Origin of the sequence: Nocardia neocaledoniensis (assembly GCF_003182135.1) — a bacterium.
Classification (GTDB): Bacteria; Actinomycetota; Actinomycetes; order Mycobacteriales; family Mycobacteriaceae; genus Nocardia; species Nocardia neocaledoniensis.
This window is the reverse complement of the sequence record NZ_QGTL01000011.1, coordinates 52,047-73,778: the sequence shown is the minus strand read 5'-3', so window position 1 is coordinate 73,778 and position 21,732 is coordinate 52,047. Positions and strand designations below refer to the sequence as shown.

The following is a 21,732-nucleotide window of genomic DNA, read 5'->3' as shown; positions in this document are numbered from 1 at the left end:
GAGCGCGAACCGGCGCCCGCGCGCGGGCACCGGACTGAGCGTGGGGTCAGGCGGGGTCGTCGGTGAGATAGCCACCGCGGGCGAAGAATTCGGCGCCGTCGTGCTCGACGCCGTCGGCCGTCCTGACCCGGGTGATGACCAGCGCGGGATTGCCGCCGCGGTGCGCGTGCGCGCCGCAGACCACCGCGCCGCCGCCTTCCTGCACGATGACCCGACCGGCGGTGCCGCCGTAGCGCGCCTCGGAGATCACCGCGTCGAGCACCTCGACGCGCTCACCGCGGTAGTGGGAGTAGGCGCGCGGGTAGGGCGCCGACAGCGCGCGCACGAACCGTTCCAGGTCGACCGCGTCCCAGGACCAGTCGATGCGGCTGTCCCGATCGGAGCGCTTGTGGAAGTAGGTGCGCTCGGCCTTGTTCTGCGGCGTCCAGACCGCGGTGCCGTCGGTCAGCGCGGCGAGCGCCTCGTGCACGGCGCCCGGGATCAGTTCCATGCCGGCGAGGACGAGTTCGGTGCCGGTGGCGCCGGCCGGGATCGGCAGCCGCTTCTGCACCAGGATGTCGCCGGTGTCGAGCTGCTCGTCCATGCGGTGCACGGTGAGGCCGAATTCCTCGGCGCCGCTGATCAGCGCCCACAGCACCGGCGAGAAACCGGTGAACTTCGGCAGCAGCGAGTCGTGCAGGTTGAGGGTGCCGTGCGGCGGCATGTCGTAGAGCTCGGCGGGCATCCAGGTGTACCAGCTGTTCACGACGATCACGTCGGGTTCGGCCTGCTTGACCAGGGCGATGGTCTCCGCGTCGGCGCGCTCGGTCAGGTGCACCGGGATGCCGTGCTCGCGGGCCAGCTCCTCGACCGAGTCGTTCCAGATCGCCTTGTAGGCGGAATCCGCGGCCGGGTGGGTGACCGCGAGGACCACCTCGTGCTCGGAGTCGATGAGCGCCTGCAAAGTCTTGCGACCCCAGGTTTGAAAGCCGAACGACACGATGCGCATGAACTCACCTCTCGTATTTTGCGTAGGCTTACCTTACATTGCATAGAGTGGGCTACGGACCGCGGTGGGTCCGTCGCTCGGCGCCTTACGTCGCGAACAGCGAATTCGCGGCTACCATGGCGTCGCCGATCCACCACGGCGCACGCCGCGGTCGGGAACCGCCTGGTCGGCCCGCCGGCAGCGGTCGTAGCGCTTCGAACAACCCGGGCCCGGACCGACGTGGAGACCGCGATGACGCCCCTCGATGACAGCGTTCAGGACTGGATCCATGCCTTGGCGGGCCTCGGCCCTTTGCCTGTGCCCGCCGCCTCGCTCGGCCGTACGCTCACGCAGGCGCTCGGCGAGCTCGCGACAACCGTTCCCGACCCCGCCCCGGCCACGCGGGTCGGCGGCGAACTGGGGGCGCTCGGATTCACCGACCCGGCGGTGATCGCCGTGTCGGTCCCGGTGCTGCGCCGGTTCCTCGACCGGGTGCGCCCCGCCGACGCCGCCGCCCTCGACGCCGTCCTCGGCGGCTTCGGCACCGGCTACGCCGGCGCTCTGCGAGCGGCCCGCGCCGAGAGCGAACGCTACGAGATGATCTTCCGTCACGCGCCGACCGCGGTCTCGATCAGTGACGAACAGGGCCGCATCCTCGACGCCAATCCCGCCTTCGAACGCCTCACCGGCCGGAGCCTGTCCGAACTGCGCACGGCCGGCAGCGGGTACGAACTCATGACCCCGGAGCGGCGCGCGGAGATGCGGAACCTGGTGCGCTCCGGGATCGAGGCCTCCCGCGCCGACGCGTTCACCGTCGAGGGCCGTTTCCCGCGCACCGACGGGACGATGTCGATCGTCGCGTGGACGATTCAGCGGTGCCGATCCGCCGACGCCGACCGCGGCTACCTTCTCGCCTTCGCCGAAGACATCACCGAACGCCGCACCGCGACCGAGCAACTGCAATGGCAGGCCCTGCACGACCCGCTCACCGCGCTACCCAACCGCCGATTCCTGCTCGATCGCCTCGCGACCGTGATCGCCGAAGCGGACGCCGACGCGCGGGCCGGCATCTGCGCGCTGGACCTCGACAATTTCAAACACGTGAACGACACCTACGGCCACAGTGCAGGCGACCGCATTCTGACCGCGCTGTCGGCCCGGCTGGAATCAGCCGCCGCGCAACACGACTGCCTGCTCGCGCGCACCGGCGGTGACGAGTTCATCGTGCTGGTCGGCCCACCGGCCGACGCCGCTCGGCTCGACGCCGTCGTCGCCTCACTGCGCGCCGCACTGCGCGAGCCGTTCACCCTCGGCGGCGCCGAATCGACCATGACGATGAGCGTCGGCGCGGTGCTCGTCCACCCGGCCGGTGCCGAGGTGTCGAGCCTGCTGGATCAGTCCGACCGGGCCCTCTACGCGGCGAAAGCGCCGAACAACGGTCTCCGCACCCGACGGTGACACCGCCGTCCGCCGAGTGACCGTTTGCCGGCGCCTAGCGCGCTGAATGCTGGACGACGGTGTCGGGCCCCGGCGAGAACACCGTCTCGTGCCCGTCCTCGAACCGCACCCGGAACAGGGGTTCGCTGTCCGAACCGAGCACCTCGATGATCTCCGCCTCTTGGTCCTGCTGACCGACGGTCCTGCCGTGCAAAACGAGCCGATCGCCTACGTTTGCCTGCATGAATCCAGTGTAGAGAGCGGACGCGGGCCGAGACCAGAGCGAACTCGCGCTGACTCCCGCCGTCGCGCCCAGGCCACCAACCGCTGGGCGCGGATGCTCCGCCGGCTGTACTGCCCCCCGCGCGACCGACGAGCCGGTCGAGGCTGCGTCACCGCTCGAACTGGGCGCGCTTGTGGTCGCCGTAGGGCTCGTCGCGTTCGCGCACCGCCTCGCGGAAACCCGCAGTGGCAGAACGGGTCTGAAAGGCGTAGCCCTCCCTGGTGTGCCGGGAGATGCCGTCGAAGACGGTGCTGATCATGGCCGAGTTGGCGACGCCCTGGGTGGTGAGCGCGGAGTTGAGCGCGAGCTTGGCCATCATCAGCTGGTTGACCGGCATCCGCGCGATGCGCTCCACCAGCGCCTCGGTGCGCTCGTCGAGTTCCTCGGCGGGGCACGACTCCACCGCGAGTCCCCATTCGGCGGCCTGCTTGCCGCTGATGCAGTCCCCGGTGAACAGCAGCCGCTTGGCGCGCTGATCACCGAGCCGGTGCGCCCACAGGCCCGCCGCCGGAATGCCCCAGACCCGGGTGGGCGGATAGCCGATCTTGGTGTCGTCGGCGCAGATGATCTGGTCGGCGTGCAGCGCGATGTCGGTGCCACCGGCGATCGCGAAGCCGTGCAGCTTCGCCACCGTCGGCTTGTTGGCGTGCATCAGGCTGGCGAAGCCCTTGGTGAACCGGCTCATCATGGCGTAATCGATCATCGGATCCCACACCCCCTGCGGGTTGTGGTTGATCGCGTTGACCACCGGGTCGAGCACCGTCCCGGTGACCTCGTCCGGCCCGTCCGCGCCCGCGAAGCTCTGCTCGGCGAACATGTCCAGGTCGTAGCCACCGCAGAACCCCTTGCCGCGCCCGGACACCACGATCACGTGCACGCGCGGATCCAGGTCGGCCCGCTCCACCGCGTGCGCCAGATCCCGCGGGGTGTGCGGGGTGATCGCGTTGCCCTTGTCCGGGCGGTCGAACGTGATCCGGGCGACCCGGCCGTCGCGTTCGTAGGTGAGCGTGGAGTACTCGCGCTCGAAGTCCGGATCGGGGCGGTGCCGCCACGGCGAGTCGGGCCCTTCGGTCCAGCTCTCGTACCAGGCCGCCGGTCGTTCGCCGGGCTCGGGGTGGGACACGATGTGGCTCCTTCGGATCAGACGGGGAGTGAGTTCCTTGTCCGGCTCAGGCGAGCTTCGGTGTGGATCGTTCGAGGATCGCGGCGGTGTCGATGCCGAGTGGAAGCGTGCCGAAGACGTCGCCGCGGTCGCCCGCGAGCCGGGTCCGCAGGTACCCGTCGGCGACGGCCGGGTGGCCGTAGCGGACCAGCAGCGCACCCTGCAGCACCTGCGCCATCAGCCCGACGACGCGGCGAGCCCGGTACTGCATGGTCTCGAAGTCGCCGAATTCCCGCTCGAGGCGAGCGATCGCGGCGTCGAGCTCGGCCGAGGCGCCCGCCGTCGACTTCACCTCGTCCAGGAAGACGCCGAGGGTCTCGGGCTGCTTGGCCATGGCGCGCAGGGTGTCCAGCGCCGCGACATTGCCCGAGCCCTCCCACACCGACATCAGCGGCGCTTCCCGGTACAGCCGCGGCATCCGCGACTCCTCGACATACCCGTTGCCGCCCAGGCATTCCAGTGCCTCCGCGGCGTGGATCGGACCGCGCTTGCAGACGTGGTACTTGGTCACCGCCAGCGAGATCCGGCGCAGGGTCGAGGCGTGCTCGTCCCCGGCCGTCGCGCGGTCGGTGAGCTCGGCCAGCCACAGTCCGGCCAGCGTCGCGGCCTCGGCCTCCACGGCCAGATCGGTGAGCACGTTGCGCATCAACGGCTGGTCGATGAGGGTCGCGCCGAAGGCACTGCGGTGCGCGGCGTGATGGGCCGCGTTCGTCGCCCCGACCCGCATGCCCGCGGCGCTGCCGAGAATGCAGTCGAGGCGGGTGAGGTTCACCATCTCGACGATGGTCGGCACGCCCCGGCCCTCGTCGCCGACCAGCCAGCCGGCGGTGTCGTCGTACTCGACCTCGCTGCTGGCATTGGAGTGGTTGCCCAGCTTGTCCTTCAGCCGCTGCAGACGGAACGGGTTGCGCGTGCCGTCGGGGAGCACCCTGGGCACGAAGAAGCAGGACAGGCCGCCGGGCGCCTGCGCGAGCACGAGGAAGAAGTCCGACATCGGCGCCGAGGTGAACCACTTGTGGCCGGTGATCCGGTACGAGCCGTCGGGTTGGGGCACGGCGGTGGTGGTGTTCGCGCGGACGTCGGAGCCGCCTTGCTTCTCGGTCATCGACATGCCCGCCGTGAGGCCGAGCTTGCTTGCGGGCACCCGCAATTCGGGGTCGTAGACCGCGCTGGTGAGCAGCGGCTCGTAGCGCGCGGCGAGTTCGGGGTTCGCCCGCAGCGCCGGCACCACCGCGTAGGTCATCGACATCGGGCAACCGTGGCCCGCGTCCACCTGCGCCCAGACGCTCATCTTGGCGGCCCGGACCAGGTGCGGCGCCGGGCGGTCGTCGGCCCACGGCGCGGCGTGCAGGCCGAAGCCGATGGCCTTGGTCATCAGCTGGTGGTAGCTGGGGTCGTAGACGACCTCGTCGACGCGATGACCGTAGCGATCATGGGTCTTCAGCACCGGCGGGTGCGCCTCGGCGAGGTCGCCCCACTCCTGCGCCCGCGCGCTGCCCGCCAGCCTGCCGACCTCGTGCAACTCGTCGAGGGCGTGGCCGGCGTCGGCGCGGTGCAGCGCTTCGAGCACCACCGGATAGTCGGCCGGGTCGTAGTCGACCAGCGGCGGTACCTGATTCGTCACCTCGTGGGTTGCCATGCTGATCCTTCCGGCAGTCCGTGTCGCGGGTCACTCACGCGATATTGCAAGTTTGAATCGCATGACGAAATTTTGCAATGCCCGCGTCTGCGTCGAAAATTTGATTCATCGATTAAAATCCTGATTATGGCATCAGCGAAGGTGAAGACCAGCTTCATCGAGCTGGCACGGCGGCGGCAACTCGTGGATGCCGCGATCGAGACGATCGCGGAGGTAGGACTGGCGAAGGCGTCGAACGCCGCGATCGCGGCGCGCGCGCAGGTGAGCCCGGGACTGATCAACTATCACTTCGGGTCCCGGCAGGGTCTGATCAACCAGATGCGCGCGACGATCCAGCAGCGAGTCGACGAAGCGATGCAGCCCGTCGAGGTCGACGACAGCTACGTCTCGGCCCTGGAAGGGATGCTGCGGCGGTTCGCCACGTACTGCCTCGACAACTTGCCTGCCATGCTGGTGTTGACGCAGTTCACCCGCCACGACCAGGCGGGTGGGGTGACCGAGGACGCGGAGCGGGTCAAGGGCTTGGCGGAATTGCGCTCGTTCGTCACCGAAGGACAGGACTGCGGCCAGTTCCGGCCGACGGACGCCCGGCTCGTCGCCTCGGTACTGATGAACGCGATGACGGACCTGCCACGGGAGATCCGCGATCGCGGCGATGCCGATCGCGCGGTGTTCGAACGCGATTGGCCGTCGCTGTTCGTCAGCGGCATCGCCACGACAGTAAAGGGAGCCGATCATGGTGCAACGTAGTGGCCGCTGCACAGGCCGGCTCGCGCGTTCTCAGCGCTCTTCCACGACCGCGCTGGCGGTCTCTGTGTTGTTCGTGCTGTCACCCCTGATCGGCGAGATCGTCGGGGCGGCCTTTCGATTCAGCTATCTCACCCAACCGCTGCGAGCCGTCGCCATCCTCTGCTTCTACGGCGCAGGCGCACTGCTGATCCGCGAAACAGTGCATCGCCGGGGCCTCAACGGGTGGGGGCTGTTGTTGCTCGCCGTCGCCTTCGCCGTCCTCGAGGAAGGGCTCGGACTACAGACGATCTTCAATCCGCGAGGCATGGACGGCGAAACCGTCTACGGGCGGGCCTTCGAAGTGAACTGGCTGTGGGCGGTCGTGGTCACCGGATACCACGCGGTGTGGAGCATCGTCATCCCGATCGTGTTGACGCACCTGATCTTTCCCGCCCAGCGACACACCGCCTGGCTGTCGCGGTCGATGCTGAACGTCTTCGCGGGTGTGTTCGCCCTCGGGTTCGCCGTGTTCGTGTTCATCTCGCTCGTTCGGTCCGATTTCCGCCTGTCCGCGGCGCAGATCATCGGCGGTGTCGCGGCGGCGATCCTCTTGGTGTGGTCGGCGGGCAGGTGCCGCCGACCGTGGGCCACCACATCGACGAAGCGATGCCCCGGACCCGCGACCGTCGGCTGGATCGGTTTCGGTGCGGGACTGGCGTGGCTGATGCTGTACCTGGTCGCCTTCATCGGCACCCCGGCACCGTTCGTGGTGTGGACGCTGGCCGCACTGCTATTCGCCGCGGCCCTCGCCACGATTCTGCGCCGCTGGGTGGCGCGCCCTGGTTGGAGTGGGCGACATCGCCTCGACGGCTGCCTCGGCGCCGTGCTGGCCCTGTGGCTGTTCGGCCTGTTCCTCGTCGCCAATGGTGGACGGACCGACGACATCGTGTTCCACTTCCTCGTTCTCGCCGCCGTGCTCGTCGGTTACCTGTGGCTGCGTGGACGGACCCGGCGCACGGGGGCGTCGTAGGTCGCCTCGGCCGTGTCCGCGCGGTCCGGCTCGGGCACCAGGTGCACCCGTGAGAACCCCGCTGGCGTCGTCATGGTCAGGCCGATCGAGATCGTTGGCAGATACGCTTCGCCGACTGGCTACCATCGAGCGATGGTGCGGAACTCGCTGCCGCTGCGCAGGCTCACGGCGCGATCGGCGATCCTGAGCGTGCTGCTGGGCGCGCATCCGGCGCAGGCGCCCGCGGCGGCGATCGTGCATCTGGCGACCGAACTCGGCCTGCAGGACTCGACGGTGCGCGCGGCCCTGACCCGCATGGTGTCGGCCGGCGACCTCGAACGTGACGACGCGACCTACCGGCTCACCCCGCGACTGCTGAACCGCCAGAAACTGCAGGACCTCGCCCTCGATCCGGTGCTGCGCCCCTACGACGGCGACTGGCGCCTGGCGATCGTCACCACCGGCGCCGAGGCTGCGGCCGACCGGACCCTACTCCGGGAATCATTGCAGGCCAACAAGTTCGGCGAGCTCCGCGAGGGCGTCTGGGGTCGCCCGGACAACCTGGGCACCGCCGCCCGGATCACCGCGGCCCACCGGCTGACCTACGTGAGCGGCCGCCCCGACGACCCAGCCGAACTCGCCACCCGCCTGTTCCACCCCGCCGACTGGGCCGACACCGCGACAAAGCTCCTGGCCGCCCTCGACACCGCCGACACGATGCGCGACCGCCTCGAGGTCGCGGCAGCGGTGGTCCGCCACATCCTGCACGACCCGATCCTCCCCCCGGAATTCCTGCCCGAACCCTGGCCCGGCGCCGACCTCCGCCACGCCTACCGCGCCTTCCGCACCGAATTCACCACCTTCGCCACGGCTCACGTGCCGTGACGACACCGCGACGGCTCGGTCAGACCCGGCGCATCGTGGCGTCGTAGGCCGCCTCGGCCATGTCCGGGCGGTCCGTGTCGGGCAACCAGGTGCCCGTGATCGTGGCACCGTCGGCACTGATGGTGCCGGTGTAGGTCATGCCGAGACCGGCGTGGACGAGCGTGTCTCCCTGACGGCTCCATCGATAGTCCAGCGGCACACCGGAGCCGGAGTACACGTGCGCGGCGAAACCGCCGGAGGGCTCGTCCGGCCAGATCAATTCCAGGCTGCGGATTTCTGTGTCTCCCACCCGCATGCTGCCGTCGAGCTGCAAGAGGCCGCCGTCGAGAACACGGGTGGCGGTGAGCACCCCGCTGATGTCGTCCTGATCCGACCGGTGCGAGCGCCCGGTCAGTTCCCAGGAGCCGAGCAGGACATCGAGATCGTTGCCAGTCATGTGTTTACCTCGCTCGAATGGTTGGTCAGGTCTCTTTTCGAGGCCTACTCATTCCTAGGTCGAACGGGATTCCCGGATATCGACACGCCTGCTCACGGACGCCACCGCGCCGCAGATCCACTTCTGGATCCCACCTGGCCCGAGAAGACGAAATCGCCCGGCGATACGGATCGGCTGCTGCGCCGTGGGCAGGGTGCAGGCACCGCGTACCCACCCCTCGGGGCCAGGTGAAATCGTCATGCTTCGACGGTAAGCCTGTACCCAGGTACAGGATGCAACACCATTTAGAAGCCCTCTCCGACCGCTGGGGTCGGGGCCGGTAACGTGGCCGGGCGTGGACCAGCCAATCGTGATCATCGGTTGCGGCGGCAGCGGCAAGACACACCTCGCCAACCAGCTCGCCGCCCACCACGAACTCCCGCTGACCCACCTCGACGCCGTCTACTACGACACCGACTGGAACCCGCTGCCCAACGAAGAGTTCGGTGGCTTCGCGTGAGGACCGGTCCGCCGCGCGGCGACTATCTGGCGCGCCGAGTTCACCTGACCCGACGGCGGGGCCCCTCGTGCCCGACGCTAGCCGCTCGTGCGCCGGGTCACCTGTTCGTCCTCGTGAAAGTCGAACCGGTCCGGCCGGTCGCCACCAGCAGACCGCGTTGTGCCATCGAGCTGGCGACACCGAAGCTCAGATCGAAGCGCAGCTCGAGCGGCATCGCCGCGCGGTGCGGTTCGTCGGGGTCACGCTCGACCACCGGCCGGATGCGGTGCGAGCGGGTCCGCTCAGCTGGTTCCGCACGTTCGCTCATCGTCGGCCGTTCGAACGGCGTGTGTGTTGCCCCCCGTTGGTCAGGCCGGAACGAACCCACCTCAATGGTGGTCGCGAAGGCGAGCACCCCGTTCCGACCAGCCTCGGCAGCGGTCCACTGCCAGGAAGGTCGTCGCGGCTGGTGCCAAACTGCCGAGATCGGCACGCGAAGTCGACGGTGGCGGGTATGTCCGCGTCATTGCCTACGCCCCAGACCGGGACTTCATTGCGCTGCTCGTCGAACGCAACGATGACCAGGTTCTGTCCATTTCCAGCGGAGCAGGCGGCTTGAGTCACCCAGAAGATCCCGACAAGGCTCGAGCCTGAAAATGTCTCGAGGTACTCACCGCCCGAGCAGCCCGACCTGAGCCGCCCGAGCAGCGAGCAGAGCCAGCCTCGGTAGACGGGAGTCGGCAACCGACATCGCGGCGTTTCCGAGCTGATTGGTGACGAATCCGATCGACAACCCAAGGTCTGGAATCGCGACGCCGCCGGACCCACCGAATCCGAAGTGCCCCACTGCTCGGCGGCTGATCCGGGCACCGACCACGCCGCGGTGATAGCCACGCGACCAGTGCGGCCCAGCCCCGAGGACGTAGTCCCAGTTGCTGTTGGCGGGCATATCTACGATCAACCGGTTGGTCTCGTGGGTGAACAGGCGTCGCCCGCGAACCTGACCGCCGCCGGCGATCGCGCTGTACATCGTGGCCAGTGACCGCGCCGAGAAGACGCCGTTCCAGCTCGGCATGACGATGTCGTAGGCATGTTCGCCGGTGGTCGACTCGATCCAGCCCGTGTACATCGCACTCAGAGGGGTCCGCGCGATCGGCCAGCGGACCAGCGGGCCGGCCAGGGTATCGACCGGGACTCTGGCGATGTGCAGACCCGGCGGCACAGGCGCGACGCGGCTGCGCTGGGACTTGGGGACACCGAAATAGAAGTCGGACTCACCCAGTGGTTCGGCGAGTTCGGTCCTGATCAGCTCGGCGAGGCTTCGGCCGGAAGCGCGCTGTGCGATCTCGGCGACCAGTGTGCCGAAGGTGAGTCCGTGATAGCCGGACGCCTTGTAGCGCATTCGATCTGGACGGGAGGCGGCAAGGGCGTTCGCGAGCCGGTCGTGATCGAGCAACTCGTCTGGCTCGAGGCCCAGCCGTCGGATGCCTTGCAGCCCCGCCCGGTGGGCCAAGAGGTGGCCGACAGTAATTTCCGCCTTTCCCTCCGCCGCGAATTCGGGCCAATAGTGCGCGACCGGACTGTCGAGGTCGAGAACGCCTCGGTCGATCAGGCGGTTGGCGATCGTGGCGACTACGCCTTTGCCGGTCGAGTACGACAGCGCGAGAGTGTCTGCGGTCCAGGGACGTCCCTTCTCGGCCCAGCCCGCCCAGATGTCGAGTACCGGTTCGCCGTGTAGTCGTATCGCCAACGCTCCACCAGTCCCGGCTGATCTCTCGAAATACCGGAAGAACTTGTCGGCGACCGACCGAAAACGGTAATCGATCGACATCGAAACGCGGTCGATCGACCGGTCAGGCAAGTGCATTGTGCCGAAATCCTTTGTCTTGGTTGGAATGTACGCGAATCCAACCGGCTGAACTGACTATCTACATCGACCACCGCAGCGCCGGGTGACCAGTCGAGATTTCGCCTACTTCGTTCCGATCGCTTTACCGAAGAACGAAGCGACAGTCTCGCCGAAGACCGAGGACAGCAACGCAAACCCCTCGGGGTTCAGAGCCATGAACCCTGCGTCGAAGGTGCTGCATCCGGCGGCCGCGGGAATGCCTTCGAGCCGGTCCCGCAGCCAGAGCATGGCGGTGGGCAGGCCGGAGACCGCGGTGGCGATGTGTTCGCCGAGGTGCTCACGCGTGTACTGGACTTGCGCTCGCGGGTCGGCGCAGTAGGTGTCTACCAAGGTGTTGACCTGACCGACCGGAATGAGTTCGTCGGGGTTGGCCTGCCAGATGAACATCGGCATATCCGGCACCTGCTTACCCATCCGGATCTCGTTCAACACGTTGCGAACGACCGGGTGCTGCAGCGGATCGCCGTCGCCGCGAATCAGTCCCTTGATATTCAGGAACGGAAACACCGAGGCCTGCAATGCCACACACAGCCCGCTCTTCACCTGGGACAAACCTTGCCCGAGCGGATCGAGATCGCGACGAAGGAAGTCACCGAACTCTGGATACTCCCGGCCGACTCCGAGAATGGCGGCCATGATGACACCCGCCCCCAGCTGGCCGCTGTTCTGGTTGACCACCGCGGCGAGGTCTGCCGCGACGCCACCCTCGGCCGCGCCGACGATGTTCAACTCCGGCGCATAGTCCCGCTTCATTTCCGCCGCATGTCCTGTCGCCACCGCACCGCCGGAGTAGCCGACCATCCCGATGCGCGCCTGCTCGGCCAGCCGGAGCGGTTCGAAGGCGCGGGCGGCACGAATACCGTCGAGCGTGATCCGACCGGCGAGCGGCCCCGCCGCGTAGGCCTCGTCGGGCCCTTGATGATCGGGGATGACGACCGCCCAACCCTGCTGCAACGCGCCCTGGGCGGCGATGAACTCCGCCGGAACTGTGACCTGGCCGCCCAGCAGGCCCAGCGACCATTGCTGCACCGTGTACGACGGAGCGCAGTAGCCGGCCAGCGAGTCCTCGGCGATCTGCATCGACAGAAGTTTGTCGGGACTGGAGCCGCGTGGCTTCAACATCGTCGCGACCGCCGGGATGGCTTCGTCTCGGCTGTTGTTCGACCGATACGAGATCGCCCAGGCGTCGACGTTCAACGGGATCAATCCGAAGTTGGCGGCATTGATCTGCCTCGCGGCGATGATCTCACCGGGCGCCTTGTCGGCGTACTTGTCGGCAGAGGGGCGATAGAAACCGGGGTCGAGCTCCGGCGGCGAGGGAACCACGGCGGCGGGCTCGACCACGACCGGCTCCGCATTCGCCTGCGCCGTTCCCCACAGCATCGCACCCAGAGTGAGGACGACGGCGATTCCTCGACGTTTCCGTGTTCCCGGTTTCACTTCTGCTCCTTTGCGAGATTCAAACCGCTGTTCGACTGTCAGGAACTATGCAGCACTGTGATCCAAGCTGCAAGAAACTCCGGAAGTGTCGCAGGACACCCGGCTCGCAATCAGGTCGCGAATACGGCCGGGTCGACCCAGCGATTCGATGGGCGATTGGTGTCTTATGACCAATACAGCAGGGCATCTTCTCCGAATCATAGAGTGGCGGCTCACACGGACGACCATCGGACACAATTTCTTGGAGAACGATCGCTTCCTGTTTATGATGGCGCTAGTTGCCCCATCCGGTGGCACGACCGTCGAACGCAAGTAGAGGCATCCATGAGCTCCCTCGGCAGAACACTGCGCGCGATCGCCGTGAACGCCCATTCGGTGTGGGTATTGCAGCGCGCCGGGATGATCGATCTGACCGCTCCCGCCCAGGTGTTGCACACCTCGCGCACAGTCCGTACCTACGGCGCGATCGCTGGGCCCCTCCGGGCGTCTGCGCGCCGGGAACCGGATCGCATCGCGCTGATCGACGAGATCGGCTCGCTGACCTATCGCGAACTCGACCAGCGCAGTAACGCGCTCGCGCGCGGATTCACCGCCGCGAGTGTCGGCCCCGGCGCCACCGTCGCAGCACTGTGCCGCGATCATCGCGGTCTCGTCGACGTCATGATCGCCACCGCCAAGATCGGGGCACGGCTGGTGCTGCTCAACACGGGATTCAGCGGCCCACAACTGGCGGATGTGGCGGTCCGCGAGGATGTCACGGCGCTGGTCTACGACGAAGAATTCAGCGAGCTACTCGCAGGTGTCGCGCCCTCGGTCACCAGGTTCCTGGCGTGGAGCACGACGACGGACTCGGTCGCGCGCATCGAAGACATCATCGCGGCCAACAGCGACGACGAGCTGGAGCCGCCTGTCGGCCAAGGCGGATTCGTCCTGCTCACGGGCGGAACCACCGGCACCCCACGCGGCGTTCCACGCAAGGTGTCCTCTCCCCTGGCGGCTGCGGCCTTCCTGGATCGGGTTCCGCTGCGCCGCAACGAGGTTGTCGTGTCGGCCGCGCCCCTGTTCCACGGCACCGCACTGACTCAGTTCATCATGGCGCTGTCCTTGGCATCGACCGTGGTGATCCGACGCCGATTCGACGCCGAGGCGACGATCGCGAGCATCGCCACCCACCGGGCGACAGCGCTGGTGGTGGTTCCGACGATGCTGCGTCGCATCCTCGATGTCGACACGGCGGTGCGCGAACTCCACGACACCTCGAGTCTGCGCATCGTGTTCTGCGCCGGCGCGGCGTTGCCCGCCGCTCTCGGCAACGCCGCGCACGCGGCCTTCGGGCCGGTGATCTACAACTTCTACGGCTCGACCGAGGTCGGCGTCGCCACGATTTCCACCCCCGAGGAGTGGGATGCCGCCCCCGGCACCGTGGGCTCGCCGCCGCGTTCGTGCACCGTGCGGATCTACGACGAACACGATGTGGAGATCACCGAGCCGGGGCGGTCGGGCACGATCTATGTCGGCAGCGCGCTGTCGTTCAGCGGCTATTCCGGCGGCGGTGGAAAGAAGGCCATCGACGGGCTCCTTTCCTCCGGCGATGTCGGACACTGGGACCACGGCGGCCGATTGTTCATCGACGGCCGCGACGACGACATGATCGTTTCCGGCGGCGAGAACGTCTATCCAGGCGAGGTGGAGGAGCTGCTCTACGCCCACCCCGGCGTCGCGGAGGCGGCGATCGCGGCCGTCGACGACGAGGAGTTCGGGCAGCGACTGGCCGCCTACATCGTGCGCAGGCCCGGTCACACGCTCGATGCCGACGACGTCCGGCGCTATGTCCGCGACAACCTCGCCCGCTTCAAGGTCCCCCGGGATGTCACCTTCGTCGACGACCTGCCGCGGACCGCGACGGGCAAGCTGCTACGTCGTGACCTCACCGGGAATTGACGGTTCGAGATCCGCCGCCAGCGAAAGGTAGTGCGCCGCCAGCGAAACCCGCTGCTCATCGATGTCGGGCAGCGGGTAGATCGGCCGGGTCAACGTGGCGCCGGAGAACATGTGCATCATCGAGAAGAGCAGCACTCGGCGCTCGGATTCCGGGACGTTCCCGAAGAGCCCGAGTTCCTCGGTCAGCTCGTACGCACCTTCGTAGAGCAGCGGCAGCGACGGAGCGATCATCGCCCGCAGCTCAGCATCGGTGCGGGCCGCCATCATCAGTTCACGCCACACGTCCGTCAGCGGAGCCGACGCCGACGCGGCCAGGAATTCGATCGCAGATCTCCGGGGATCAGGTTGCGCCTGGAGAACTTTCGCAGCGGATCGGTAGGACTCCAGGATCTGTTCGGTGAGATCCAGTGCCACCTTGCCGATCAGCTCGAGGCGCGAATCGAATTGCCGGAACATCGCACCGACCGAGAGACCGGCCCTGGTGCAGATCTCCTTCACCGAGGTGCGGTAATAGCCGAGTTCCAGGATCGTCTCGACGGTGGCCGCGACGAGGCGGTCGACGGTGACGGCCCGTCGCTCCTGTTGGGATCGCCGGGCCCGCGGTGTGGATGCGGTCATCTCGACAGTATGTCATCGGTACGCCGACCGGTGTAATTTGGAGAATGATCGTTTCCTGTTTAGAGTGATCGGGTCCGCTCCCCACACGGCGTGCAGGAAACTCCGACGGACTAGACGGACTATTCGACAAGCACTGGACGACAGACATGGCGACAAGGCGAGGCAGCGGCATTGATTCACCGCTGATCACACGGTCGATTCCGCGGCTGATCGAGCTGGCGGCGGAGTTCGCTGCCGTGGGTACGGCGCAGATCCCGGGGACCGATCAGTTGCCCGCGGATCACTTCGGCCCCCACTTGGCGACGAGCATCGTCCAAGCGGTGACGGTGGTCGCTCGATCCATCGCCGAGGAGAGCCCAATCGAGGCCGACGATGTCGTCGCGATCGTGACCCCAGTGATCGAGCTGGCGGTCGAGGAACGTATTCCCCTCGCCCTCGTCACCCGTGGCTACTTCGCCGGGATGCGACGGGTCTGGCAGGAGGTCACCGAGCAGGCCGCGTCCGAGGACATCGACGATCTGGCCCTGATTTCCGCGCGGTATCTGGATCTGCTCGAGCACACGATCACCGCCATGGCCGGCACCTATGTCGATCTCGCGCACCCGGTGCGCTGCGGCGAACGCGATGCCCGGCGCGAACTCTCCGCGGCCCTGCTACACGGCCGGCCCGTCGACGAGCTCACAGTCAGGGCCGATGTCACCCTGTGCGACGAGTACGACCTGCTCTCGATCCAGGTTCTCGACGAGGGGGGCCGGACACCACCCGCCGCCGAGCTCCTCGCGCGTCGTCGCGCGCGGCTGGCGCGAGAATTGGTCGACGACCTGGCCGGGTCGAGCGCCCTGTACACCTTTGACGGCAGAGCCGGCTTCGCCCTCCTGCCGCCGACGTCGAGCGCAGACGGCACCCGCTATCACGAGTTCGCCAGTGAGCTCACCGGGCGGCTCGAACAGCCAGTGGTCATCGTCGAGCTGCACAACGTTCCCCGCGCCGACCTCGCGGATGCCACGGCCGATATCAGCGAACTGGCCGAGCTGGCCCGAGGCATCGGCCGACCCGCCGGATCCTACACTCTCGACGACCTCATGCTCGAGTACCAGCTCACCCGACCCGGCCCGGCCCGCGATCGATTGGCCTCACGAATCACCCCTTTGTACGCCCACCCCCATCTGTTCGAGGCGTTGCGGGCACACATCCGCTTCGGCTGGAATCGCAAACACGCGGCAGCGGCAGTTCACCTACACCCGAACAGCTTCAGCTACCGGTTACGTCGCGTCGCCGACCTCACCGGTTTCGATCCGACCGATCCCCACGATTCCCGGATCCTGGCTGCGGCCCTGACTGTCCACGAACTCACGACCACTCCCGAGACGTCAGGCGCAGCCAACCCGCAGTGATCCGACCAGCGACAGCGAAGAATGCCCTCCGATACCGGACGCTCGATCCTGTCGGGTACAGCGGCATCCGCGCCCGATTCTCCCAGCCGCCCTGCCCGGTACCGACCCTCCCGCGCGAAGGGTCGGTACCGACGGATCCCGGCTCAGCCGGCGCTGATCGAACTGAACATGTTCTGGATCATGCGCGTGAAGATCGACGCCAGGAAATCGGAAGCGGAACCGGACATGAAACTCTCCTTCGGAACGAGATCGCATCACAGCGATGCAATCAAAGTGAAGATTGCACGATTCAGAAGGAGTCCGGCCACGAATCCCGCAAGACCACCCGAAATTCATCCATACCACCAATATCGGACCGACGATTCTCGCAAATGTAGAGGTCCCGGCTGTCGTCACCGTGTCAGCCCGTGCGCGCGGGCAACCCGCGTCGCCATCGCTGTCCCGGTCAGCAGCCGACGCGCGGTGAAGGCCAGCGGCGCGCGGCTGCCGACGGCGTAGAGGGGGCGCGGCCGCTCGGCCTCGATCGCGCGCAGCACCGTCGCGGCGACCCGCTCGGCCGGGATCCCACGACGCTCGTTCGCGTCCAGCCGCCCGATGACGGTGGCGAAGTCGGCCGCGAACACCGAGTCCGCGGCCAGATACTTCGTGCGCCGCTCGCTGATCCCGGTCCGGATCGAACCGGGTTCGACAGTGCTCAGCCACACCCCGTGCGGGGACAGTTCGAACCGGGCGGCGTCGGCGAACGCCTTGATCGCCGTTTTGCTCGCCACGTAGGACGACCGGAACGGCAGCGGAAAACTTGCCAGCATCGATCCGATCATCACCACCCGGCCATAGCCACGCGACCGCATCCCCGGCAGCAGCGCCTGCGTGAGCGCGACCGGCCCGAACACATTGAGCTCGAACAGCCGCCGCACGGCATCGGCAGGCAGCTCCTCGAACGGACCCGACTGGCTCTCACCCGCGTTGTTGACGACGACATCGACCACGTCGAGGCTCTCCGCGAACCGGGCGATCGACCTGGGATCGGTCAGATCCAGCGCCCGCAGTTCGACGCCGTCGATCCGGGCGCTGTCGGGGACCGACTCCGGCGAACGGCTGGTGCCGACGACCCGATAGCCGCGAGCGACCAGTGCCCGCGCGACCTCGCGCCCGATCCCGGATGAGGCTCCGGTCACCACGGCGGTGCGCTGACCGCCCGCATTCCCGACACTGTGCATGTTCTACTCCTGGATCTCCCGCAGCGTGGATCAGTGCGCTGTACTGAAACTGTGGGGCCGCCCCAGCGCGGCGATGACCTCCGCGCGCGCATGACGGCTCGCGGCGATGGAGATGTGATCGGATACACCGCGACGTAGCCGGATATTGCGCACCCCCGGTCCGTCGAGGCGCTGGGCGGTGATCGGGGTCGAGATGTGATCCCAGCGGGGACTGATCGTGGTGTAGTCGACCCCGGGCGCGAGATCGCCGTCGGCGTACAGTTCGGCCAGGAACGCCGAGCCGACCGCCTGATCGATCAAGGACGCACCGAGGGCGGCCGAGGCCAGCGACACGATCCGTGGGTACGCGAGCAGCCCGTTGAACGTGGTTCCGTGAAACGTCGGCGCGATCCCGACCATCCGCTCGACCCGCTCGTTGCCGTCGAGGCGTTTGAGGTAGTACTGGCAGATCAACGCACCGTAGGAGTGTCCGACGAGGTCCACCTTCGTGGCGCCGGTGGCGGCGCGCACCCGGTCGACGAACGCGGCGAGCTCGTGCCCGCAGCTCGCCGCGTCGCCGTACCCGAACGAGCGCCGCGCCGGCCCCAGCGCGGTGAGCCTGCCGCGGCCCGCATCGCCGTAGTCCAGCGCGAAGGTGTCGAAGCCGTGCCGGGCCAGGTGTCCGGCGAGCAATCGCCAGTTGAGGTTCGCGCTCGCGCCGAACCCGTGCACGAGCACGACCGGGTTCGCCGTACCCGACCAAGGTCCGGCCCACCGGTTCATCGTTTGGGGCCGCGACAACCTGCGCGGGCGACCGGCTGAGGATGGAGTGAGCATGGATCTCCCTGAATCGACGAGGCGAGTTCCCGCATCGTCGGCCAGGAAGGCGATCGCCCACAATGCACGAATCGGAGAACATCCGTCGCTCGCTTCTCGCTCTCGTGTAAAGACTGTGCGGCGACGTGCGGGGATACTCGGCGTAGTCGGCTGTGTAATCCGAGTCGCAGCTTCGGGTGGTGGGGAGTTCCATGCCGCGCATTCGTACCGTCGCGACAAGCATGATCGGGCTGGCGATCGTCGCAGTGACGACGTCGTCACCGGTCGGCGCGATGCCCGAACCAGCGGCGCTCGCCTTCACCGCGCCGATGCAGCTCGATACCGTCGCCGGGGTGCCGTGGAACGTGACGGTGGCCGACATCGACCAGGACGGCCATGCCGACATCGTCACCGCCGACGCCCTGCAGGCCGGGTGGGGCGGGGTGTCTGTGCTGCGTAACCAGGGCGGCGCGGCGGCGTTCGACCGGCCGGTGCAGGCTGCCACCGGACCATTCACCACAGCGGCCGCCGTCGCCGATCTGAATGCCGATAGCAGGCCCGATATCGTCGCGGCCAATTCGGGCGACCTCGCCGAGGGTGGCGTATCGGTCGTGGTGAACCACACCGCCGACAGGTCCGGCCACGTCGAGTTCGGGCAGCCGCAGAAGTTCGCGGCCGGGCTGAGCCCTGGCCAGCTGGCGATCGCCGACGTCGACGGCGATGCCAAGCCCGACCTCGTGGTCGGCAACCTGCTCAACGTGGTGCTCGGCGCGGTGGACGTGCTGATCAACACCACCGAGCCCGGTTCGGATCGCATCACCTTCGGTCCGCCGCACCCCTTCGCCGCCGGTTTCGTCGCCGAGGGGCTGGCAGTGGCCGACCTCGACCAGGACGGCCGCACCGATATCGTCGTCGGTGAAACCGGTTCCAGCACAGTGTCGGTCCTGATGAACCGGACGCCGGGCCCCGGCGCGACCCCGCTGTTCGAGACGGTCCGGATGCTGTCGATCCTGCCCAACGGTGTCGGCCCGGTCGATGTGAACAACGACGGCCGACTCGATCTGCTCACCTCCGTCGCGCCGGGCACGCCACTGGCCGGCGTGCTGGTCTCGATCGACGACGCCACAACGGGTCCACCCGAGTTCCGTCCGATCGGACCCGGAACAGGCAGCGCCGGAACGGGATTCGTCCCGGAATCGCTGGCCACCGCCGACTTCGACGACGACGGGCGGATCGATGTGGTGACGGCGGCGGCGGTGTCGATCGAGGGCCTGCCCGGTGGCCTGGCGGTGGCCCGCAATCTCACCGCGCCCCACGCGCCCGACGCCCGATTCGCCCCACCGCTGCTGCTCCCCGCGGGAACCGGCACCAACGCGGTGGCCGTGGGCGATCTCGACAACGACGACCGCCCCGACCTGGTCACGGCCAACTCCGGCAGTCTCAACGGTCATCACGCGGTCAGCGTCCTGCGCAACCGCACCGGCTTGCCCGGCTGAATCCCCGCCTTGTCCCGGGCCGCCTGGTGCAGCAGCCACTGGTGGCCCGCGCGCAGCTTCCCGCCGCTACACACCGGCACGCGACCGCGACGATCGCCCGCCGCGGCGTCGACCCGTGGCAGGGTCCGGTGAGCGGCGACCGCCACCTGCTCTGGCTCACCGCTACCGGTCACCGAACCCATCGGGACCACCACATCGAATTCGGCACCCGGCCACAGGCTCCCAGGTTGATGCTCGCCGAGCTCCTCGAATACACCTGGCGATTCCGGAGCGCTCGGCGGCTGCGGAATCTTCTTCAGTGAGGAGAATTCCGGGCCGGGAATTCGTGCCGCGGGGAAATGTTGTACGGATCTCGCGGAAATGGCACCGTGGCGTGATTTGCGCGGCGCATGCTTTCGGCGGGTCGGCCGTGTCATAGCAATCGCGGTGACAGCTCGGTCCAGACTGTGTGCCCCAGGCTGTGCGGTACAGCGGGGTGAATTGCAGGCGAGGAGGCGACCCATGGTGGTGATGTCACCACTGGATTCGATGTTTCTGCTGATGGAATCGCGCGAGCATCCGATGCATGTCGGCGGATTGTCGTTGTTCGCGCCGCGCCGGGGCGGCGGGCACACGGCACGGTCGCTGTATGACGACCTGACTGCCGACAGTCAGGTCGGTGCGATGTTTCGGCGGCGTCCGGGGCGGTTGCTGCAGGGGTTCTCAGTTTTGCAGTGGGCGATCGATGACGAGGTCGAGATCGAATACCACGTGCAGTTGCTATCTTTGCCCGCGCCAGGTCGGGTTCGCGAGCTGCTCGAATTGGTCTCGATGCTGCACGGTTCGCTGCTCGATCGACATCGGCCACTGTGGGAGGTCTACGTGATCGATGGACTGGCCGATGGCCGGATCGCGTTGTACGCCAAGACTCATCACGCGCTGATGGACGGAGTGAGCGCTGTGCGGACCTGGCACCGAGCGCTGTCGCCGGACCCCGCGTCGCGCGAGTGCCTGCCGCCGTGGCGTGCCAGACCGCGGCCTGTCGCCGATGTCGGGTCCGGTCCTGTATCGCGCTCGACTGGTGCGGTGCGCGCATTGGGGCGCCTCGGTGCGGCGATCCCGGCCACGGTCTCGGGTGCCTATGGGCTGGCGCGCGACTACCCACATCCGCGTCCTTTCCAGGCACCGGCGACGATGTTCAACGTACCGATCACCGGTGCGCGTCGATTCGCCGCACAGTCGTGGCCGCTGGACCGGCTGCGGGGCATAGCGGTTCGCGAACAGGTCACGCTCAACGACGTGGTGCTGGCGATGTGCGCGGGAGCGTTACGTGGCTATCTGCGTGCCGAAGACGCACTCCCTGCCCAGCCGTTGATCGCGATGGTGCCGATCTCGTTGCGCGGCCGCGAGGACGACGGGGACCGCGGCTCGGAAGGAAACGCGGTGGGTGCCGCGCTGTGTGATCTGGCCACCGATTCCGCCGATCCTCGCCGCAGGTTGGCCCGAATCCACAATTCGATGAACCATGCCAAGTCGGCGATGGCGAAGCTGACACCCCTGCAGATGCTCGGAGTCTCGGCGGTCAATGTCGCCGGGCTGGCTCTACCGGCTCTGCCTGTCCCGTTGCCGAGCTCGGCGCCGCCGTTCAACATTGTCATCTCGAATGTTCCCGGGGCCGCGGAACCGCGGTACTGGAACGGACTGCGGCTCGAGGCGATGTATCCGGCATCAATTCCCCTCGACGGGCAGGCGGTCAACATCACCACGATCAGCTCGGGCGGGTCGATGCACTTCGGTATCGTCGGCTGCCGTCGCACCGTGCCACATCTGCAACGGCTACTCACTGATCTGGATCGGTCGCTCGACGAACTCGAGACCGGAACGCCGACCCGGCGCTGAACCCCGCCGACACACC

The 21,732-nt window shown here is 67.7% G+C and carries 21 protein-coding genes; 9 read left to right on the top strand and 12 right to left on the bottom strand.

Features of this window, described 5'->3' with window-relative positions; all coding sequences use genetic code 11:
• Positions 1-46 precede the first annotated feature (46 nt).
• On the bottom strand, positions 47-988 hold the full coding sequence (locus DFR69_RS25520) for a methionyl-tRNA formyltransferase (RefSeq protein ID WP_110040179.1): 942 nt from the start codon (positions 986-988) through the stop codon (positions 47-49).
• Between the two features lie 231 nt (positions 989-1,219).
• Here DFR69_RS25520 and DFR69_RS25515 point away from each other — a divergent pair, with 231 nt between their 5' ends.
• The gene (locus DFR69_RS25515) at positions 1,220-2,425 is read left to right on the top strand and encodes a sensor domain-containing diguanylate cyclase (protein WP_146229424.1); all 1,206 of its coding nucleotides are present in this window, start codon (positions 1,220-1,222) and stop codon (positions 2,423-2,425) included.
• Positions 2,426-2,459: 34 nt separating this feature from the next.
• Here the strand turns inward: DFR69_RS25515 and DFR69_RS25510 are convergent, their stop codons facing one another.
• The 3 genes from DFR69_RS25510 to DFR69_RS25500 all read right to left on the bottom strand — a co-directional run bounded on the left by DFR69_RS25510 (position 2,460) and on the right by DFR69_RS25500 (position 5,488).
• On the bottom strand, positions 2,460-2,648 hold the full coding sequence (locus tag DFR69_RS25510; protein ID WP_110040177.1) for a DUF1918 domain-containing protein: 189 nt from the start codon (positions 2,646-2,648) through the stop codon (positions 2,460-2,462).
• Positions 2,649-2,796: 148 nt separating this feature from the next.
• Positions 2,797-3,810 (bottom strand): crotonase/enoyl-CoA hydratase family protein, encoded by a 1,014-nt coding sequence (locus tag DFR69_RS25505; RefSeq protein WP_110040176.1) that lies wholly within the window; start codon positions 3,808-3,810, stop codon positions 2,797-2,799.
• Positions 3,811-3,856: 46 nt separating this feature from the next.
• Positions 3,857-5,488, bottom strand: coding sequence for an acyl-CoA dehydrogenase family protein (locus DFR69_RS25500; RefSeq protein WP_110040175.1), 1,632 nt, complete (start codon positions 5,486-5,488; stop codon positions 3,857-3,859).
• Between the two features lie 141 nt (positions 5,489-5,629).
• On the opposite strand from DFR69_RS25500, the gene DFR69_RS25495 reads away from it, so the two are divergent.
• The 3 genes from DFR69_RS25495 (at position 5,630) to DFR69_RS25485 (ending at position 8,111) form a co-directional block, all read left to right on the top strand.
• Positions 5,630-6,238: a TetR/AcrR family transcriptional regulator gene (locus DFR69_RS25495; RefSeq protein WP_167456405.1), complete on the top strand. Its 609-nt coding sequence runs from the start codon at positions 5,630-5,632 to the stop codon at positions 6,236-6,238.
• A gap of 73 nt (positions 6,239-6,311) precedes the next feature.
• Positions 6,312-7,247: a hypothetical protein gene (locus DFR69_RS25490; RefSeq protein WP_146229422.1), complete on the top strand. Its 936-nt coding sequence runs from the start codon at positions 6,312-6,314 to the stop codon at positions 7,245-7,247.
• A gap of 132 nt (positions 7,248-7,379) precedes the next feature.
• Complete coding sequence (locus DFR69_RS25485) at positions 7,380-8,111, top strand: PaaX family transcriptional regulator C-terminal domain-containing protein (protein ID WP_110040172.1); 732 nt, start codon at positions 7,380-7,382, stop codon at positions 8,109-8,111.
• Positions 8,112-8,130: 19 nt separating this feature from the next.
• Here DFR69_RS25485 and DFR69_RS25480 read toward each other — a convergent pair whose 3' ends face one another.
• Positions 8,131-8,547, bottom strand: a complete 417-nt coding sequence (locus DFR69_RS25480) for a DUF1579 domain-containing protein (RefSeq protein WP_110040171.1) — start codon at positions 8,545-8,547, stop codon at positions 8,131-8,133.
• 334 nt (positions 8,548-8,881) lie between these two features.
• Here DFR69_RS25480 and DFR69_RS34620 point away from each other — a divergent pair, with 334 nt between their 5' ends.
• Entirely contained in the window at positions 8,882-9,046 is a 165-nt protein-coding gene (locus DFR69_RS34620; RefSeq protein ID WP_167456404.1) for a P-loop NTPase family protein, read from the top strand.
• Between the two features lie 97 nt (positions 9,047-9,143).
• On the opposite strand, the gene DFR69_RS35815 is transcribed toward DFR69_RS34620, so the two are convergent.
• From DFR69_RS35815 to DFR69_RS25465, 3 genes are all read right to left on the bottom strand, one after another.
• Positions 9,144-9,440, bottom strand: coding sequence for a hypothetical protein (locus DFR69_RS35815; protein WP_146229421.1), 297 nt, complete (start codon positions 9,438-9,440; stop codon positions 9,144-9,146).
• A gap of 255 nt (positions 9,441-9,695) precedes the next feature.
• Positions 9,696-10,856, bottom strand: coding sequence for a serine hydrolase domain-containing protein (locus DFR69_RS25470; protein ID WP_341867805.1), 1,161 nt, complete (start codon positions 10,854-10,856; stop codon positions 9,696-9,698).
• 141 nt (positions 10,857-10,997) lie between these two features.
• Positions 10,998-12,317, bottom strand: coding sequence for a lipase family protein (locus DFR69_RS25465; RefSeq protein ID WP_110040168.1), 1,320 nt, complete (start codon positions 12,315-12,317; stop codon positions 10,998-11,000).
• 261 nt (positions 12,318-12,578) lie between these two features.
• Between DFR69_RS25465 and DFR69_RS25460 the strand changes: the two genes are divergently transcribed.
• Positions 12,579-14,315: an AMP-binding protein gene (locus tag DFR69_RS25460; protein ID WP_308633192.1), complete on the top strand. Its 1,737-nt coding sequence runs from the start codon at positions 12,579-12,581 to the stop codon at positions 14,313-14,315.
• Here the strand turns inward: DFR69_RS25460 and DFR69_RS25455 are convergent.
• Positions 14,289-14,933 (bottom strand): TetR/AcrR family transcriptional regulator, encoded by a 645-nt coding sequence (locus DFR69_RS25455; RefSeq protein ID WP_110040166.1) that lies wholly within the window; start codon positions 14,931-14,933, stop codon positions 14,289-14,291. The two genes, DFR69_RS25460 and DFR69_RS25455, sit on opposite strands and share 27 nt — an antisense overlap.
• 146 nt (positions 14,934-15,079) lie before the next feature.
• On the opposite strand from DFR69_RS25455, the gene DFR69_RS25450 reads away from it, so the two are divergent.
• Positions 15,080-16,327: a PucR family transcriptional regulator gene (locus tag DFR69_RS25450; RefSeq protein ID WP_110040165.1), complete on the top strand. Its 1,248-nt coding sequence runs from the start codon at positions 15,080-15,082 to the stop codon at positions 16,325-16,327.
• Between the two features lie 392 nt (positions 16,328-16,719).
• Here the strand turns inward: DFR69_RS25450 and DFR69_RS25445 are convergent, their stop codons facing one another.
• Positions 16,720-17,547: an SDR family oxidoreductase gene (locus DFR69_RS25445; RefSeq protein WP_110040164.1), complete on the bottom strand. Its 828-nt coding sequence runs from the start codon at positions 17,545-17,547 to the stop codon at positions 16,720-16,722.
• Between the two features lie 30 nt (positions 17,548-17,577).
• A complete protein-coding gene (locus DFR69_RS25440; protein WP_167456403.1) occupies positions 17,578-18,264 on the bottom strand; it encodes an esterase/lipase family protein in 687 nt (228 codons plus the stop codon).
• Positions 18,265-18,554: 290 nt separating this feature from the next.
• Here DFR69_RS25440 and DFR69_RS25435 point away from each other — a divergent pair, with 290 nt between their 5' ends.
• Entirely contained in the window at positions 18,555-19,838 is a 1,284-nt protein-coding gene (locus DFR69_RS25435; protein WP_110040162.1) for an FG-GAP repeat domain-containing protein, read from the top strand.
• On the opposite strand, the gene DFR69_RS25430 is transcribed toward DFR69_RS25435, so the two are convergent.
• Positions 19,793-20,020: a hypothetical protein gene (locus DFR69_RS25430; RefSeq protein ID WP_110040161.1), complete on the bottom strand. Its 228-nt coding sequence runs from the start codon at positions 20,018-20,020 to the stop codon at positions 19,793-19,795. The two genes, DFR69_RS25435 and DFR69_RS25430, sit on opposite strands and share 46 nt — an antisense overlap.
• A gap of 319 nt (positions 20,021-20,339) precedes the next feature.
• On the opposite strand from DFR69_RS25430, the gene DFR69_RS25425 reads away from it, so the two are divergent.
• Complete coding sequence (locus tag DFR69_RS25425) at positions 20,340-21,716, top strand: WS/DGAT/MGAT family O-acyltransferase (RefSeq protein ID WP_110040160.1); 1,377 nt, start codon at positions 20,340-20,342, stop codon at positions 21,714-21,716.
• The last annotated feature ends 16 nt before the right edge of the window (positions 21,717-21,732 follow it).

Bases quoted from the DNA above. Each gene is read 5' to 3' on its own strand.
- DFR69_RS25510 (WP_110040177.1), bottom strand. From the start codon at position 2,648: ATGCAGGCAAACGTAGGCGATCGGCTCGTTTTGCACGGCAGGACCGTC.
- DFR69_RS25455 (WP_110040166.1), bottom strand. From the start codon at position 14,933: ATGACCGCATCCACACCGCGGGCCCGGCGATCCCAACAGGAGCGACGG.
- DFR69_RS25520 (WP_110040179.1), bottom strand. From the start codon at position 988: ATGCGCATCGTGTCGTTCGGCTTTCAAACCTGGGGTCGCAAGACTTTG.
- DFR69_RS25470 (WP_341867805.1), bottom strand. From the start codon at position 10,856: ATGTCGATCGATTACCGTTTTCGGTCGGTCGCCGACAAGTTCTTCCGG.
- DFR69_RS25430 (WP_110040161.1), bottom strand. From the start codon at position 20,020: ATGGGTTCGGTGACCGGTAGCGGTGAGCCAGAGCAGGTGGCGGTCGCC.
- DFR69_RS25465 (WP_110040168.1), bottom strand. From the start codon at position 12,317: ATGCTGTGGGGAACGGCGCAGGCGAATGCGGAGCCGGTCGTGGTCGAG.
- DFR69_RS25515 (WP_146229424.1), top strand. From the start codon at position 1,220: ATGACGCCCCTCGATGACAGCGTTCAGGACTGGATCCATGCCTTGGCG.
- DFR69_RS25425 (WP_110040160.1), top strand. From the start codon at position 20,340: ATGGTGGTGATGTCACCACTGGATTCGATGTTTCTGCTGATGGAATCG.
- DFR69_RS25435 (WP_110040162.1), top strand. From the start codon at position 18,555: ATGCCGCGCATTCGTACCGTCGCGACAAGCATGATCGGGCTGGCGATC.
- DFR69_RS25485 (WP_110040172.1), top strand. From the start codon at position 7,380: ATGGTGCGGAACTCGCTGCCGCTGCGCAGGCTCACGGCGCGATCGGCG.
- DFR69_RS25500 (WP_110040175.1), bottom strand. From the start codon at position 5,488: ATGGCAACCCACGAGGTGACGAATCAGGTACCGCCGCTGGTCGACTAC.
- DFR69_RS25445 (WP_110040164.1), bottom strand. From the start codon at position 17,547: ATGCACAGTGTCGGGAATGCGGGCGGTCAGCGCACCGCCGTGGTGACC.
- DFR69_RS25480 (WP_110040171.1), bottom strand. From the start codon at position 8,547: ATGACTGGCAACGATCTCGATGTCCTGCTCGGCTCCTGGGAACTGACC.
- DFR69_RS25450 (WP_110040165.1), top strand. From the start codon at position 15,080: ATGGCGACAAGGCGAGGCAGCGGCATTGATTCACCGCTGATCACACGG.